The 16,299-nt window shown below is 75.0% G+C and carries 13 protein-coding genes; 4 read left to right on the top strand and 9 right to left on the bottom strand.

The window, feature by feature from the left end; all coding sequences use genetic code 11:
• Nucleotides 1-59: 59 nt before the first annotated feature.
• From MW084_RS21765 to MW084_RS21730, 8 genes are read right to left on the bottom strand one after another with little or no spacing between them, the layout of a single operon-like run.
• A complete protein-coding gene (locus MW084_RS21765; protein WP_010469026.1) occupies nt 60-566 on the bottom strand; it encodes a MaoC family dehydratase in 507 nt (168 codons plus the stop codon).
• 45 nt (nt 567-611) lie between these two features.
• Nucleotides 612-1,970 (bottom strand): hypothetical protein, encoded by a 1,359-nt coding sequence (locus MW084_RS21760; protein WP_010469028.1) that lies wholly within the window; start codon nt 1,968-1,970, stop codon nt 612-614.
• Nucleotides 1,957-2,970 carry an ornithine cyclodeaminase family protein gene (locus MW084_RS21755; RefSeq protein WP_010469031.1) on the bottom strand — a complete coding sequence of 338 codons (1,014 nt, stop codon included), beginning with the start codon at nt 2,968-2,970 and terminating at the stop codon, nt 1,957-1,959. The genes MW084_RS21760 and MW084_RS21755 overlap by 14 nt, the downstream gene beginning before the upstream one ends.
• The gene (locus MW084_RS21750) at nt 2,967-3,842 is read right to left on the bottom strand and encodes an HpcH/HpaI aldolase/citrate lyase family protein (RefSeq protein WP_010469033.1); all 876 of its coding nucleotides are present in this window, start codon (nt 3,840-3,842) and stop codon (nt 2,967-2,969) included. The genes MW084_RS21755 and MW084_RS21750 overlap by 4 nt, the downstream gene beginning before the upstream one ends.
• Nucleotides 3,839-5,092 carry an 8-amino-7-oxononanoate synthase family protein gene (locus tag MW084_RS21745; RefSeq protein WP_010469034.1) on the bottom strand — a complete coding sequence of 418 codons (1,254 nt, stop codon included), beginning with the start codon at nt 5,090-5,092 and terminating at the stop codon, nt 3,839-3,841. Before MW084_RS21745 ends, MW084_RS21750 begins: the two co-directional genes overlap by 4 nt.
• The gene (locus tag MW084_RS21740; RefSeq protein ID WP_202947913.1) at nt 5,092-5,967 is read right to left on the bottom strand and encodes a cupin-like domain-containing protein; all 876 of its coding nucleotides are present in this window, start codon (nt 5,965-5,967) and stop codon (nt 5,092-5,094) included. The genes MW084_RS21745 and MW084_RS21740 overlap by 1 nt, the downstream gene beginning before the upstream one ends.
• 43 nt (nt 5,968-6,010) lie before the next feature.
• Nucleotides 6,011-7,024: a 4-hydroxy-2-oxovalerate aldolase gene (gene dmpG, locus MW084_RS21735; RefSeq protein ID WP_010469039.1), complete on the bottom strand. Its 1,014-nt coding sequence runs from the start codon at nt 7,022-7,024 to the stop codon at nt 6,011-6,013.
• Nucleotides 7,021-7,950 carry an acetaldehyde dehydrogenase (acetylating) gene (locus MW084_RS21730; protein ID WP_010469041.1) on the bottom strand — a complete coding sequence of 310 codons (930 nt, stop codon included), beginning with the start codon at nt 7,948-7,950 and terminating at the stop codon, nt 7,021-7,023. The genes dmpG and MW084_RS21730 overlap by 4 nt, the downstream gene beginning before the upstream one ends.
• Before the next feature lie 772 nt (nt 7,951-8,722).
• On the opposite strand from MW084_RS21730, the gene MW084_RS21725 reads away from it, so the two are divergent.
• From MW084_RS21725 to MW084_RS21715, 3 genes are all read left to right on the top strand, one after another.
• Complete coding sequence (locus MW084_RS21725; protein WP_050986725.1) at nt 8,723-10,000, top strand: MFS transporter; 1,278 nt, start codon at nt 8,723-8,725, stop codon at nt 9,998-10,000.
• 79 nt (nt 10,001-10,079) lie between these two features.
• Nucleotides 10,080-11,468, top strand: a complete 1,389-nt coding sequence (locus MW084_RS21720) for a hypothetical protein (protein WP_010469045.1) — start codon at nt 10,080-10,082, stop codon at nt 11,466-11,468.
• A 425-nt stretch (nt 11,469-11,893) separates the two neighbouring features.
• Nucleotides 11,894-14,086 carry a S9 family peptidase gene (locus tag MW084_RS21715; protein WP_010469046.1) on the top strand — a complete coding sequence of 731 codons (2,193 nt, stop codon included), beginning with the start codon at nt 11,894-11,896 and terminating at the stop codon, nt 14,084-14,086.
• Nucleotides 14,087-14,196: 110 nt separating this feature from the next.
• Here the strand turns inward: MW084_RS21715 and MW084_RS21710 are convergent, their stop codons facing one another.
• Nucleotides 14,197-15,102 (bottom strand): LysR family transcriptional regulator, encoded by a 906-nt coding sequence (locus tag MW084_RS21710; RefSeq protein ID WP_010469047.1) that lies wholly within the window; start codon nt 15,100-15,102, stop codon nt 14,197-14,199.
• A gap of 98 nt (nt 15,103-15,200) precedes the next feature.
• On the opposite strand from MW084_RS21710, the gene MW084_RS21705 reads away from it, so the two are divergent.
• Nucleotides 15,201-16,196: DMT family transporter (locus MW084_RS21705; protein WP_275563851.1), on the top strand; the 996-nt coding region annotated here is incomplete at both ends.
• Nucleotides 16,197-16,299: the final 103 nt, after the last annotated feature.

Here is a 16,299-nt window from a genome sequence, read left to right as displayed (position 1 = left end):
GCCATCGGATGCCGCCGTGCCGGGACGCCCGCGAGTGACGTCCCGGGCGTCTGCCGGGGTCACTCCTCCGGCGGGGCCGCCGCCTCGCGGCAGCGGACCATGAACGACCGCTCGAAGACGATGACGGTCTCCCCCGTCGACTTCGTGCCCGTGGTCTCCACCGTGACGATCCCCTGGCCCGGCCGGGACCGGGACAGCCGCTTGCCGAGGATCCGGCTCGTCGCGTAGAGGGTGTCGCCGACGAAGACGGGGTCCTTGAGGCGGACCCTGTCCCAGCCCAGGTTGGCCACCGCCCGCGCCGACAGCGCCTGTACGGTCATCCCGCCGACCAGGCACAGGGTGATGCCGCTGTTGACCAGGACCTTCCCGTACTCGGCCCCGGCGCCGTAGTGCCGGTCGAAGTGGAGCGGGTGCTGGTTCATCGTCAGCAGGGTCAGCCAGGTGTTGTCGGCCTCGGAGAGGGTGCGGCCCGGCCAGTGCCGGATCACCATGCCGGGCTCGAAGTCCTCGTAGTCCCCGCCGTGCTCCTCGACGTACTCGTTGTCCTTGACTCGGCGCAGGGTCATGCGGTCTCACTCCGTGGTGTCGGGGGAAGGGGCGGTGCCGTCGCGTCAGACGGCCACCATGACGTTGTCGGAGCTGCTCGCCCGTCCCCGGACGCTGACGATCCCGGCGGAACCGTCGCCGAAGAACCGGCAGAACAGCCCGGCCGGGCGGCCGCCGAACACCAGGGGTCCCAGCACCGGGGCGACGTCGGCGTCGTACGGCTCGTCGCAGCCGTCGGCGATCAGCGCGACCCGGCAGGTCTGCGGCCGCACGAAGTCCTGCACGATGCTGGTGCCGTCCTCGACGGCCCCGGCGACGGCGGACTCCCACGCGGCCCGGTCGGTCTCGCGGCCGATGACCACCTCGTTCCCGCACTCCCCGAGGCCGGCCTTGAGCACCAGCAGTTCCCGGTTGGCCAGGACGAACGGGACCAGGTCGACCTGCCGGCCCTCGCGGCCGGTCTTCCGCTCCGACAGGACCCGCGTCCAGGGGAGGTAGCGGTCGACGAGGTCGCGGTCGGCCCGGGTCATCCAGGGCCGGCCCTCCGACAGCAGGCCCATGGTGAGCTTGCTGTGCAGGAAGGTCGACGTCTGGGTGCCCACCAGCAGGCAGCCGTTGTCCAGGGCGTCCTGGACCGGCGCGGTGTCGACGCCCGCTTGAAGCCAGTCGGGGATCGTGAAGTTCCGCAGTCCGATCGGGTGGCGCAGGTGCGGGGCGCAGTCCCACGCCTCCGGCAGCTCCTCCGGTTCGAAGAAGCGCGCGGTCAGGCCGTGGCTCTCGTAGTGGTCGGCCTCCGTCTCGAAGTACCGCCGCTGCACGCCGGCCACCCGGGAGCTGCCGACGACGGCCACCCGCGGCGCCAGCGCCAGTTCCTCGGCGAGCGACCGGAACGCGGCGGCGCGCACGGCGAACGGATCCGGCGAGCGGAACGGGGTCCGCCCCGCCTCGTCGGCGTGGAGCCTGCGCCACACCGCCAGGCGGCTGTGCGTCTCCACCACGCCGCCGAGCGCGCCGCTGACGTTGAACTCCAGGAACCGCGGCCCGTCGGGGCCGATGACCAGGTCCGGGCGGACCACGAAGTCGGCGTACCGCTCCTCGGTGAACGGGTCGCGCGTCCACAGCCGGTCCTCGGTGGCGGGCATGCGGTAGGCGGCCAGCCTGGCGGCGGTGGTGGGGCCGGTCTCCAGGGCGGTGCGGCGCAGCAGTTCGACCAGGGCGACGCTCACCCGGAAGACCTCGGCGTAGGCCGCGCGCGGGATCGCCATCGGCGCCGCGGGGAGGACCGGCTGGTACGGCCAGCCGGTGTCCCGCAGCTCGTGCCGCAGCATCCGCCGGATGGTGTCCGCGGGTGCGGCGGGCCGCAGCCGGTGGCGGCCGAACCACGGGTGCCCGTGTGCCGTACCGGGGTCCTCATACACGTCCATCCGGTGCTCCCTCCTCCGTCGCCGCGGCGGGCGGGCCGTCCACCGGCCCGGCCGCGCCGTGCTCCTCGGACAGCGCCAGCGCGGCGGCGGTGTCCTCGATGGCCATCCCGACCGTGCGCAGGACCGAGGTCCGCTCGACGGCTTCGGCCCGGTCGGCCGGTTCGCCCAGTTCGCGCAGGTCCCCGGCGGTGATCAGCCCGCGGGCCAGGGCGGCCCGGACCTCGCCCGCGCCGTCCAGCGCCGCGGTCCGGTCCTCGACGAGGACCACGGCACCGGCCAGGAGGGACGGGTCGAGCTCGACGGCGTCCGGGTGGGTTCCGCCGATCACGTTCACGTGCGCTCCGGGGGCCACCCAGTCCGCCTCCACCACGGGTGCGGTGCCGGCGGTCGAGGTGGCCGTGCAGACGATCGGCGCGTCGCGTACGGCGTCCCGGGCGGTGTCGCAGACGATCGCCCGGACGGCCGGCGCGGTGCCGCGGACCCGTTCGGCGAGCCTCTCGGCGCCGGCGCGGGTGCGCGAGTGGATCCGTACGGTGCGGATCGGGCGCACCGCCGCCACCGCCCGGATCAGGGCTCCTGCCTGCACCCCGGCGCCGATCACCGCCAGGTCGTCGGCGTCGTCGGGGGTGCACCGGCGGGTCGCCAGGGCGGCGACCGCGCCGGTGCGGACGGCGGTGAGTTCGGCGCCGTCCAGCAGCGCGGTGATCCGCCCCGTCTCCAGGTCGGTGAGCACGACGATCCCGTGGATGAGCGGAAGGCCCCGTTCCGGGTTGTCGGGGGTGAGGGTGGTGACCTTGACGCTGCCCACCCCGCGCCGCTCCCAGACGGCGGTGCCGGCCAGGAGGACGCGGTGGTCGCCGTGCTCGACGACGGTGCGGGCCGGGGACCGCGTCCGTCCGGCGGCCAGGTCCGCGAACATCTCGCCGAGCACGTCGATCACCCGGGTCATCCGCCGGGTGCCGGACATGTCGGCGGCGTGGAGCGTCACCGGGGCGGTCATGCGGTCCCGCCGTCGGGGCCGCCGCCGAAACGATTCGTCCAGGCGTCCCCGCGGGCCGCGGTGTCGCGGGCCAGCCGGGCGAACGGCGGGCCGACCATGTGGCCGTCCAGGACGGCGATCCCGCCGTCGGCCGCCGACACGGCCCGCGTCACCCGGCGTGCCCGTTCCAGTTCGTCGGGCCGGGGCCGCAGGATGCGGTTGATGACCTCGAGTTCGCCCGGGTGGACCGTCGCCTTGCCGTGGAAGCCGAGGGCCCGCACCCGGGTGGTCTCCTCGGTGAGGACCGCCGGCTCGGCGAGCCGGAAGTTGGCGGTGTCGACGCACGCCGTGCCGTACCGGGCGCAGGCCATCGCCATCGCCTGCCGGGTGGCCTGCATGGCCTCCCAGGTGATGTCGACGCCGAGCGTGGCGGCCAGGTCGGCCGAGCCGAGCACCAGGCCGTCGGCCGAGCGCGCGACGGCGTCGATGCCGGTGACCGCCTCGACCGTCTCCACCGTCACGTAGATCTCCGGGTGCGCGCCCGCCGACGCCAGGGTCCGCCGCAGCAGGTCGACCTCGGCCGCGGAGGTCACCATCGTCATCACGACGATGCCGGGCCGCACCGGGCTGTCGGCCATCATCAGCACGTCGTGCACCGCCGCGAGGCTCCCGAGCTCGTTGATGCGGACCGCGACGTTCTCCGGACGGGGCGTCTTCTCCAGCGCGGCCCGGCAGACCTGCCGGGCGGCCGGTTTGCCGGCGGGCGGTACGGAGTCCTCCAGGTCGATCAGGTGGACGTCCGCGTCGTACGACCAGGCCTTCACCACCCGGTCCAGGGACAGGGCCGGCGTGTAGAGGATGCTGCGCGGGATCGCCCGCGCGGTGCCGGTCACCGGGCCGCCGTCTCGGGCAGCGCGTCCGCCCGGGGCGCCCCGGCGGCCTCCAGCGCGGAGCAGAGCCGCCTGATCTGCTCCTCGGTCTGGCCCGCCCGCAGCATCACGCGCAGTCCGGCGGTGCCGCGGGCGACGATCGGGAAGAACACCGGCGAGGTGTAGAACCCGGCCGTGAAGACCTGCTTGGCGGCGTCGACGACCGTCTCGTCGGTCATCGGCACCACCCGGATCGGGTAGGTGCTGCCGGACTGCTCGGTCGCGATCAGCGAGTCGAACAGCGCGATGTTGGACCGCAGGCGCCCCTGGAGCCGGACGAGTTCCTCGGTGCGGTGGATCTCGGCCGAGGCGAGCGCCGCGCCGACGGCGGCGGCGTTCATCTTCTGCGAGTAGCCCAGCGGGCCGGCGAACCGCTCGACGAGCCGGCGCGTCTCCTCCGGGTAGCCGTCGAGCATGATCGCCGTGCCGCCGGCCCCGAAGCCCTTGCTCAGGGTCGCCACGGTGATGGTCCGCTCGTCCAGCACCGGGCAGTGCGAGCGGACGTAGCCGATGCCGCGCTCGCCGTACGCGGACAGCGAGTGCGAGTCGTCGTAGAAGACCAGGAGGTTGTACCGCTCCTGCAGTTCGGCCAGTTCGTCGACGGGCGCGTAGCCGCCGAGGCTGTCGGAGCCGTCCACTACGTAGCAGACGCGCTCGTAGGTGCGGCACATGTCCTCGATGAAGTCGAGGTCGTGGTGGCGGCAGGTGACGACCTCGGTCTCGTCGGCGCAGTTCGGCTTGGCGTTGGCCATCGAGACGTGGGCGTTCTTGTCGAAGACCATCAGCGGCCGGGTGCCGTTGCCGAGGTGCCCGGAGGCGATCAGCGGGAGCAGGCCGGTGCTGGCCGCCGCGGTGGATATGGCGCTGATCACCATCGCGCCGAACAGTTCGCCCAGCGACTCCTCCAGCTCCAGCAGCACCGGCGTCTGGACGCGGGTGCGCGGGATGCAGTGGTCCAGCACGCCGAAGCGGCGCAGTGCGGCGACGGCGCCGTCGATGACCTTGGGGTGGGTGTCCAGGTCCAGGTAGGAGCAGACCGTGAAGTTGACGAACTCGTGCCCGTCGGGCATGTGGAACACGCCGTCCCTCAGGTCGCCGACGATGCCGGCCACGCCGTGCTCGTAGGACGTGTTCCAGAAGGCGTTGCCGATCCCGACGAGCCTGTCGTTGTTGCGGTACCGGTGGGTGGGCGTGATGGTCTTGCGCTCGCTCATCAGGAGTTCACCTCGGTGGGCCGGTAGCTGTAGACGCCCTTGAGCCTCCGGTACGCGTACGTGTACAGGGCGACGCCGAGCACGTGCGGCCGGCGGAGGATCTTCTTCGACTTGAGCCAGAAGTTGACGTTGATGTTCATCTCGTCCAGCGACTCGGCCTGGTGCCACCAGCCGAGCGGCAGGTAGAGCATGTGGCCGGGTTCGAGGACGAAGTCGCGGCGCTGGGGGAGTTTGGCCGCCAGCCTCGGGTAGCGCTCCAGGTCGGCGTCGGCGAGGTCGAAGACCCGGGACTTGTCGCCGAATCCGCGCAGTACCGACCGCGGGTAGTAGTCCCGTACGCCGGGCGGGGCGATGACGAACCGCTTGCGGCCCTCGAGTGCGATGTTGAAGTTCTCGAACTCGTCGAAGTGGTTCTTGGTGAACACGCCGCGGTGGCTGATCCACAGGTTGGCCGCGTACAGGGCGTCGCCGTAGCCGAAGAACTCCTCGGCGTCGAAGCCGATGACGGCGTTGACGTCGGCCGGGCTGCTGCGGATGTTCGACACCACCCGGTGCCAGGTGTCGGTGCCGGTCAGGTACCGCTCGTCCGCGAAGAACTCGCGGAGCTTGATGTCCCGGGTCTCCCAGCGCCCCGGGTGGTTCTTGTCGCCCGGTTCGGTGAACAGGGTGACGGTCATCTCGGCCAGGCGGGCCGCCACCTCGTCCCGGCCGAGTCCCCGCACGCTGTCCGGCAGCTCGATCACCACCGGCCGGTCGGCCTTGTACAGCCCCCGGGGGCCTGTGGCCAGGAACGCGTCGAACGACATGCGGTCGACCTCCACGCCCGCCGACCCGCCCGGCCCACTGGGGCCTGCCACGGCGTCAGGTAGTGCCATGTCGACTGTCCTCCCTTCTGAAAGGCCGGGGGTCCATGCCCCGTCAGCTGTCCGTCCCGCGGCCGCTCAGGTCCGCCACCACGTCGACGATCAGGTCCTCCTGGCCGGCGATGGCCTGCCGCCGGCCGAGTTCGAAGAAGACGTCGCGCGGGTCCACGCCGGCGGCCTCGGAGAGCTCGACGACCCGGTGCTTGAACCCGGAGAACACCCCCGCCAGGCCGCTGACGATGCTCATCGATCCGGTCACCGGGGGCGCGGGCATGAGTTCGCGTTCGGCGAGGTCGGCGGCGTCCAGCAGCGCGTACAGGTCGATGCCGGTGGTGAACCCGCTCCGTTCCAGCACCGGGACCAGCACCTCGATCTGGGTGTTGCCCGCTCCGGCGCCGAAGCCGCGGGCGCAGCCGTCGACGATCAGGGCGCCGGCCTCGGCGGCGGCCACCGAGTTGGCGACGGCCATGCCGAGGTTGTCGTGCCCGTGGAAGATCACCGGGGTGGTGCCGACCGCCTCGACGATCGCGCCGATCCGCGCGGTGACGTCCGCGGGGAGGAAGTGGCCCGCGGAGTCCATGATCCCCACGGCCTGCGCCCCGTACCCGACGGCCTGCGCGGCCTGGTCGGCCAGTTCGGCCGGGGAGAGCATGTGGCTCATCATCAGCACGCAGTGGGCCTCGGCGTCGGCGTCCCGCAGGAAGCCGAGGTGGCGTTCGGCCAGTGACGTCTCGCTGGCGTGCACGCCGATGCGGACGACGTCGGCCCCGTGGGCGATCGCCCGCCGCAGGTCGTCGGAGGTGCCCCAGCCGGGGAGCATGAACACGCCCATCCGGCTGTGGCGCAGCGCCTCCCGGACGGTCGACAGCATCTCGTCGTCGCTCGCCGCGGCCACTCCGACCTGGAGGGAGGAGGCGCCCAGGCCGTTGCCGTGGCCGACCTCCACCACCGGGATCCGTGCCGCGTCCGCGGCTTCCGCGTAGCGGCGCAGGGCGGCCGGCTCCAGCCGGTGCCGGACGGCGTGCTGGCCGTCCCGCAGGGTCGGGTCGTGGATCAGCACGTGCTTCATGGGGTCGCTCCCGTCCGGGACACCCGGTCCAGCCGGGTCGCGTACTGCTCGGCGACCATGACGGCGGCGGAGTTGATGATGTCGAGGTTCCCTGCGTACGGCGGCAGGACGTCGCTGTGCGCCGTGACCTGGAGGGTGATCGTCACCCGGTCGCCGGCCGCCGTGCAGGCGACGACCTCGTACCCCGGGGCGAAGGACCGCACCTGCCCGGCCACCCGGTCGGCCACCGCGCGCACCGCCGCCGCGTCGGCGTCGGCGATGCGGGCGTGGACGGCCGTCCGGAAGGTCGCGGGCGGCACCGCCGGGCTGATGTTGAGGATCGCCTTGATGTCGGTCACCCCGGAGAACGCCGTCAGGGCGTGGGCGGTGGTCGCCACGTACTCGTCGAGGTTCAGCCGGGTCGCGCGGCCCGCGACGTCGCTGGCCACGGTCGAGACGACCTCGAGGTACGCCACCGGGAACGCGGCCGCGAGCGCGTGCGCGACCGGGACGGACGCCTGCCCGCCGCAGCTGATCAGGTTGACGTTGCGTCCGGTCGCCGCCGACACCCCGGTCACGGTGGGTGCCACCATCCGGCCGATCTTGCTGGGCGTCAGGTCGATCGCCAGCGTCCCGAGCGGTTCCAGCAGCGGCCAGTGCTCGCGGTGGGCCGCGGCGCTGGTGGCGTCGAAGACGACGTCGAACGGCCGCTCGGCCGCCAGGACGGCCTCGATGCCGGCGGCGGTGGTGGGGTAGCCGAGGTGTTCGGCGTACCGCAGGCCCGCCGACTCCGGATTGCGTCCGGCCACCAGCCGGCAGTCCAGCGCGGGCGACCGGTGGATCTTGCTCACCAGGTCCCGGCCGATCGCGCCGGTGCCGATGACGGCGACCGCCACCGGTTCGGCGACCTCCGGACGGGCGCCCGCCAGGCCCGCCGGGAGGCTCACCGTATGCCTCCGCGGGTGGTGGGGCGGCAGGTCGGCGGATGCGGTGGGAGGCAGCGGCGGGCGCCGGTCGTACGGCTCGCCGCACCGGGATCGCAGATTCCCATGGATGTCCTCACCCTTCGTGTGCGCGGCTGCCCGGGGCAGCCCTGACTACCGGCGTTCCGGCGCCCCACCGGGGGGCCGGTCCTCGCGGACCGTGCGCCGGTCCGGTCGGTCCCGGCGCCGCCGGCGGGCCGCCGGGGAGATGTGCGGGGGGACCGCCGTGCGGGACCGCGCGGCGGGGGGACGGAGGAGCGGGGCCGCCAGGCCGTGGAACACGGCGCCGGGACGGGCGGACCCGGGCGGGAAACGGCTTCCTGACACGGTGTTCGGAATCCCGTCGACGGCATGCGCTCCCCCTGCAGACATCACTCTGACTGCCGATTCGGCGCCCGGCGGCGGCGAACATACCAGAAGACCCTTTGGCTCAAACCCCCCTCGGACGCGTGGATTTTGATTCGCGTGGGACGGCAGTGGTCCGCTGGGAGGCGGGTGCCGCCGTCCCCCGGGACCCGCTCGGGCGGCCCGGATTCCGGGCGTCCGGAAACCGGCTGACGCCGGGTCCGGCTTCCCTCTCGACGCCGCCGACGATGTCGATCTATCCTCGGCAGGCCCGTGCGTCCGACCGTGCGGGCCCCGGCGGACGGGACGTGCTGACGGAGCGTCCGCGACGGGGCGGCGGACCGAAGGGGGAGGCAATGCACTGCCGGTCGCACCGCTGCCGCGGCGTGTCATGAGCACGTCGATGGTGGGCCGGGTCCGCCCGCGGCGGCCGCGCCTGGGACGCGACTTCTCCCGGTTGTGGTGGGCCACCGCGGTCTCCTCCCTCGGCGACGGCGCCACCCTCGCCGCCGCGCCCCTGCTGGCCACCCGGCTGACCGACGACCCCCGCCTGATCGGCGCGGCGTCGGTCGCCTTCACCGCGCCGTTCCTCCTGTTCGGCCTCCCGGCCGGACTGCTGATCGACCGGGTCGACATCCGGAAGATGATGGTCCGCGTCGACGCCGCCCGGGCCGCCCTGCTCGCCGTGCTCGCCCTCGGCACCCTCGGCGGCTGGGGCGGGCTGCCGCTGCTCTACGCGTGCATGTTCCTGCTCGGCACCGGCGACGTCCTGTGCCGCAACGCCGCCCAGGTGCTCGTCCCCTTCCTCACCCCGCGGGACACCCTCTCCACCGCCAACGCCCGCATCATGGGGATCCAGGAGGCCGGTGCCGGCTTCGTCGGACCGCTCCTCGGCGCGCTGATGTTCGGGGCGGCGGTGGCCCTGCCGTTCGGCGTGGACGCGGCCACCTTCCTGTGCTCCGCCGTGCTGGTCGGCCGCATCCGCCGCACCCGGCCGGTCGCACCCGCCCCGGCCAGGACCGGCGTACTGGCGGAGATGACGGCCGGCGCCAGGTGGCTGTGGTCGCACCACCTGCTGCGCAGCCTCGCCCTGGTGTCCTGCCTGATCAACCTGGCGGGCAACGCGATGCTCGCCGTGCTCGTGGTGCACAGCGGGAAGGTGCTCGGCCTGGGCCCCTTCGGGTACGGCGCCCTGCTCGCCTGCCAGGCCGTGGGAGCCGTCCTGGCCTCGCGGTTCGCGCCCGCCCTGACCGGGCGCCTGGGCCGGGAGGGGGCGCTGGTCGCCACCGCCGTCCTGATCGCCGCGAGCGAGACGGTGCTGGCCGCCGCGCCCTCGGCGTACGCGGCCGGCGCGGCCCTGGCGATCTTCGCGTGCGGGACGGTGACGTGGAACGTCGTCGTGGTCGTCCTGCGGCAGACCCTGGTGCCCCAGCACCTGCTCGGACGGGCCAACAGCGTGTACCGGCTCGTCTCCTGGGGCGGGCTGCCGCTCGGCGCGGCGGCCGGCGGCGTCGTCGCCGCCGGGTTCGGCACCCGCGTGGTGTTCGGCGCCGGCGCGGTGGTCATGGCCCTCGTCGCCGTGGGGCTCCTCGCGGGCGCCCGCCGCGCGTGGATCACCCGCGCCGAACAGGCCGCCGAGCAGGACGTACGACCGGTGGAAACGGATTGAGCGGGCGGCCGGCGGACGCAGGGCACCGCGACGTGCCGGCGTCGCTCCGGCGTACGGCCCGCCGGGGAGAGGACGCACGATGACCACCACGAGCCCGCCCACGCCGCCGAGGTCGCGGCTGGGCCGCGCGTACGCGGAGGAGTTCGCCGGGCACGCGACGGCGGGCCGCGCCACGGCCGCCGCCCGGGCCTCCGCCGCGCTCACGCTGGCGTACCGGGACCGGTTCCTCGACGGTCCGGCCTTCCTCGGCGGGGCCGAGCGCGACGGCGTCGTACGGGACCTCCGCACGGTCCACGGACTGCTGCGCTCCCTCCCGGAGCGGCTGTTCGGCGGGAGCGTCGCCGCGCTGGCCGCGGCGGTCGGCATGGACCCCCTGCAGTCCGCGCTGGTCACGCGCGGCGCCCGGCACGGGGCGCTCCTCCCGCTCGGCCGGGCCGACCTCTACCACGACGGCACGCGGTTCAGGCTCCTGGAGTTCAACGTCACCAGCGCGCTCGGCGGCTTCGAGATCGCCGACGTCAACCGGGCCATGCTCGCCCACCCGCCGCTCCGGGAGTTCGTGGAGCGGCACCGGCTGCGCTACCAGGACACGCTGGCCTGCATGGTGCGGACGCTGCGCGCCGAGTGCGCGGCGAACGTCCCCGACGGCCGGCCGCCCGTCGTCGCCGTGGTGGACACCGCGGAGAACTTCGCCGTCGTGGGGCCCCGGCTGCGGGTGCTCGCCGCGAAGCTGGCCGACCACGGGTGCGAGGGGATCGCCTGCCACCTCGGCGAGTTCACGTACCCCGACGGCCGCCCCGCGGTCTCGGGCCGTCCCGTCGACGTCGTCCTGCGGTACTTCCTGGCCGAGGACCTGGCCGACCCCGTGGCGGTGGCCCAGCTGGAGCCGCTGCTGGCCGCGGTCGAGCGGGGCGCGGTGGGCCTGTGCAGCCGGCTGGACGCCGAACTGTACGGGAACAAGGGCACCCTGGCGATGCTCTCCGACGACCGGCACCGCGACCTGTTCGACACCGCCGAACTGGCCTGCGTCGACCGGCTCCTGCCCTGGACGCGGTACGTGCGCCCGCGCGCCACGGACCCCGGCGGCGACCGGGTCGATCTGCTCGCCCACGCGCTGGCCCACCAGGACGAGCTGATCCTGAAGCCGACCCTGCTGCACGGCGGCAACGGGATCACCGCCGGCTGGAAGGTGGACCGCGCCGAGTGGCGGCACCGGATCGCCTCGGCGATGGACGGGCCGTTCGTCGTCCAGCGCCGGGTGCGGCCCGCCCCCGAGCCGTTCCCCGACGGCGCCGGCGGCGTGCGGGACCTCTTCCCCAACTGGGGCGTCTACCTGGCCGCGCGCGACATCGGCGAGGACGGGTACGCCGGGGGCTTCGTCCGGGCCGGCACCGACCCGGACGTGGGGGTGGTCAGCATGGGCAGCGGCGCCCTGGTCGGCTGCGTCTTCCACGGCGGCGACCGCTGAGACCGGCCCCGGCGCGCGGCGGCCGTACGGCGGCGCCCCGGCCGGGGCGCCCTCCCGCGGCGCCGCCTCGCACCCGCGGGGCCGACGGCGCCGGGAGGCCCGCCGGGCGCTCGGAGATGTGTATAGGAGCCACCCCCCGCCCTGCGTGGGGATCCGCCCGGCCCGCGCGGGTAGGCGGCGGTGCGGCGAAAGGGCCGCCCCGTCCCGCCGTACGGGCTCCGGAAGCGCGCCGGCCCCGACCGCTCCTGCCGTGAGCGGGCCTCCCCCGCGCGAGGGCGCGGCCCGGCGGACCGCCGCGGCCCTCCGGAAGCGCGCCGGCCGCACCGGGCCGGAAAAAGGGCCGGGAGGTTCCGCTCGGACGGCCCGTCCGCGGGCCGCTTTCCGGGCCGTCCGCGATGCCGTCCGACCCTGTCATGATCCCCTCCATGACTTCCGTGCCTCCCGTGCCCCCCGCGTCCGGCGCCCCTTCCGCCTCCCCTCCGGCGGAGGTGTCCGACTTCCCCCGTGCCTTCGCGCGCACCCGGCGGTTCTCGCTGGGCTCACCGGAGCGGTTCACGGTCTCGCCGGACGGTGCGCGGGTGTTGTTCGTCCGGACCGGCTCGGGTACCGACCCGGTGGCCCGGTTGTGGGTGTTCGAGGGCGGCGAGGAACGGCTCTTGGCCGACCCGGCCGCGCTCGGCGGACCGGGGGACGACGCGCTTCCGGAAGAGGAGAGGATCCGGCGGGAGCGCGCCCGCGTCCTGTCCTCGGGGATCACCTCGTACGCGACGGACCGGGCGGCCCGCCTGGCGGTGTTCGCCCTCGGCGGCGTCCTGTGGGCGGTGCGCACGGACGGCGGGGACCCGTGGCCCCTCCCCACGGCGGGCCCGGCGGTGGACCCGCGCCCCTCCCCGGACGGCTCCCTCGTCGCGTACGCGACCGGCGGCGCCCTGCGCGTGGTCGGGGCGGACGGCGCGGGCGACCGGCCGCTGGCCGCGCCCGAGGCGCCGGACGTGGTGTACGGCCTGGCGGAGCACGCGGCGGCCGAGTCCATGGGCCGGCGGCGCGGGTACTGGTGGTCGCCGGACGGGCGGGCCCTGCTGGTCGCGCGCGTCGACCAGGCGCCCGTCGCCCGCTGGTACCTGGCCGACCCGGCGGACCCGGCCAGGCCGCCGCGCGTCCTGCGCTACCCGGCGGCGGGCACCGCGAACGCCGGGGTGACCGTCCACGTCGTACACCTGGACGGGCGCCGCACCGCGGTGCGCCCGCCGGCCCGGGCGGACGCCGAGGGGCACCCGGCGGGTACCTGGACGGACCGACGCTTCGAGTACCTGACGGCGGCCGGGTGGGACGCGCACGGCCCGTACGTCGAGTTCCAGACCCGGGACCAGCGCACGGTGGCGCTGTTCTCCGCCGACCCGGCGACGGGCGCCGTACGGCCGCTGGACGTGCGGCACGACGAGGCGTGGACGGCCCTCGTGCCGGGCACGCCGCTGCGCACCGCCTCCGGGGCAGTGGTCGTCCCGCACGTGCGGGAGGGGACGCGCGCGATACGCGTCGGCGAAGCGGTCTCGCCGGCCGGCCTGGAGGTCCGGGAGGTGCTGGGCGCGATCGGCGAGCGCGTCTACTTCACCGGGAGCGGGGAGCCGACGGAGCGCCACGTGTGGGTGTACGACCCGGAGGGCGGCGGTCCCGGCGGGGCGGGGGCGTTTCGCCGGCTGAGCAGCGGGCCGGGGGTGCACACGGCCGCGGTCGGCGGGGACGCGGTCGTCCTGGACGGCCTGACGTGCGGGGGCCGTTCGGTGTCGGTGCTGCGCGGCGGGCGGCCGGCGGGCCGGATCGCGGTCCTCGCCGAGGAGCCCCCCGTGCGGCCCCGCGCGGCCCGGCTGTCGCTGGGCGAGCGGGGGGTGCGCGCCCACCTACACCTGCCGTCCTGGTACGACCCGGCGTCCGGGGCACGACTGCCGGTGCTGCTCAGCCCGTACGGCGGGCCGGGGGTGCAGTTGGCGGTGCGGGCGTACGGCTGGTGGAGCGCCGTCGCCCAGTGGTTCGCCGAGCAGGGGTTCGCCGTGCTGCTGGCCGACGGGCGCGGCACGCCGGGGCGCGGCCGGGACTGGGAGGTCGCGGTGCGCGGCGACCGGCTGGGGCCCGCCCTGGAGGACCAGGTGGACGCGCTGCACGCGGCGGCGGAACGGTACCCGGCCCTGGACCTGGGGCGGGTGGCGATCCGGGGCTGGTCGTACGGCGGGTACCTGGCCGTCGGGGCCGTCCTGGACCGCCCGGACGTGTTCCACGCCGCGGTCGCGGGCGGCGCGCCCACGGACCGGCGGCTGTACGACACGCACTGGGAGGAGCGGTTCCTGGGCCATCCGGACGTGGAGCCGGAGAACTACGAGCGGTCGTCGCTGGTGGGGCGGGCGCACCGGCTGACCCGGCCGCTGATGCTGGTGCACGGGCTGGCGGACGACAACGTGGTGGCGGCGCACACCCTCCGGCTGTCGGCCGCGCTGCTGGCCGCGGGCAGGCCCCACACGGTGCTGCCGCTGCCGGGGGCCGCGCACCTGGTCACCCGGGAGGAGGTGGTGGCCAACCAGCTGCGCCTGGAGGTGGAGTTCCTCAGGACCTCGCTCCGGGGGTGACCGGCGGGCGGCGGCGGGGAAGCGGCTCCGGCCCGGTCGCGCGGGCGGACGGCGGTGCGGCGGAGGGGCGCCCCGCCCCGCGCACACGGGCGGCGTCGCGGGCCGCGCCCTCAGTCCTCGACGGCCGCGGCGGCCCCGCGCAGGGCGTCCACCGCCGCCCTGACGGACGGGCGCCGGTCCGCGTCCGCGCGCCACACCGCGTAGACGTGCCGCCGCGTCTGCCTGCGCACGGGCACCAGGGCGACGCCGTCGGGCACGGGGCCGCGGCCGAGCCGGGGCGCGACGCACACGCCGAGACCGGCCTGGATCAGGGCGAGCTGGGTGTGGTGCTCGCCGGCGAGGTGGACGATGCGCGGTTCGATGCCCTTGGAGCGCAGGGTGAACACGAGCCAGTCGTGGCAGAACTCGCCCTCCGGCCAGGAGACCCAGTCGTCGTCGGCGAAGTCCTCCAGCTCCACCTCCGCGCGCCCGGCCAGCGGATGGCCCGCAGGTACGGCCACGTCGGCCGCGTCGTCCAGGAGGACGGTGTGGGCGAGCCCGCCGGGGACGGGGAGGCGCTTGTTGCTCCAGTCCAGCACCACGGCGAGGTCCACGTCCCCCCTCAGGACGTGGCGGATGCCGTGCTCGGGCTCCAACTCGCTGGTCCGGACGCGCAGTTCGGGATGGGCGGTCCGCAGTGCGGTGATGGCACGGGGGAACAGGCCGCGCACGGCGGTCGGGAAGCCGGCCAGCCGCACCTCCCCCACCACCCGGCCGCACTGGGCTTCGATGTCCGCCTGGGCGAGCGCCACCTGCGACAGGATGCGCGCCGCGTGGTCGGCGAGCAGCCGGCCGGCGTCCGTGAGGCGCACGCCCCGGCCGTTCCTCGCCACGAGTGGCTGGCCGGCCTCCCGCTCCAGCTTGGCCAGCTGCTGGGAGACGGCGGAGGTCGTGACGTGCAGTTCGTCGGCGGCGGCGCTGACGGACCCGTACCGGGCGAGGGCGTCGAGGGTCCGCAGGCGCTCCAGGTTCAACATGTAAGGAATGCTAACCGGAGAGCCGGAGGAAGTTTCACTTGTCCTAAAGCGTTTCACGGTACAGGCTGACGCCCATGAGTGCAGCGCCCCCGTCCCCNCTCCCCCTCCCGTACTTCCGCTCCTTCCGCTCCTTCCGGAACGTCCGGCTCCGCGGGTCCCGGCGCGCCGGCTCCGGCCCCCGCCCGGGCGCCGCGCGTCGACTGGCGGGTGCGTTTCGCCGCGCTCGCCGTCGTGTGGGGCTTCAGCTTCCTGCTGATCAAGGTGGGCACGTCCGCGTACGCGCCGTTCCAGGTGACGCTCGGGCGGCTGCTGTTCGGCACGCTGGTGCTGGTCGCCGCCATGGCGGTCCGCCGGACGCGGCTGCCGCGCGGCGCCCGCACGTGGGCGCACCTGACGGTGGCGGCGTTCTTCCTCAACGCCCTGCCGTTCTCGCTGTTCGCCTTCGCGGAGCTGACGATCCCGTCGACCCTGGCGGGCATCTGCAACGCCACGTCGCCCCTGTGGGGCATGGTCCTGTCGCTGGTGGCCCTCTCCGAGGACCGCCCGACACGGCGCCGGGTCGCCGGCCTCGGCCTCGGCTTCCTCGGCGTCCTCACGGTGCTCGGCGCCTGGCAGGGCTTCTCCGGCGTGGACGCGGCGGGGACCGCGATGGCACTGCTCGCCTCGATGAGCTACCCGGTCGGCTGGATCTACGTACGCCGCACCCTGGCCGGCAGCGGCGAGTCGCACCTGTCCCTGACCGGGGCGCAGCTGATGCTCGCGACGGCCCAGCTGGCCGTGGTGACCCCGCTGTTCACCAGTGTGCCGACGGCCTTCCCGGTGGGCCCGCTGCTGGCGGTGGTCGCGCTCGGCGCCCTGGGCACGGGCTTCGCGATGCTCGTCCAGTACGGCATCGTCTCGGAGGTCGGCCCGACGACGGGCCAGCTGGTGACGTACTTCATCCCGGTCGTCGCCACGGCCGCCGGGGTGACGCTGCTGGACGAGCCGCTCGCCTGGAACACCCCGGTCGGCGCGCTGGTCGTGCTGGCGGGCGCGGCCCTCACCCAGAGCCGCTCCGGCCGCCCGCCCCGTGCCGCCCGCCCGGGGCGGGCGGCNGGNCGGNTNNGGGTCGGCGGTAGGAGCGGGCCGGTACGGGCCCCGTCACCGCCGCCACGGCCGCGGCGAGGGGCTCGACGTCGGCGGCCGACAGGCCGGAGG

The organism is Streptomyces sudanensis (assembly GCF_023614315.1).
Taxonomy (GTDB): Bacteria; Actinomycetota; Actinomycetes; order Streptomycetales; family Streptomycetaceae; genus Streptomyces; species Streptomyces sudanensis.
The sequence above is the reverse complement of the archived record's forward strand: the minus strand, read 5'-3'. Positions and strand labels throughout refer to the sequence as shown.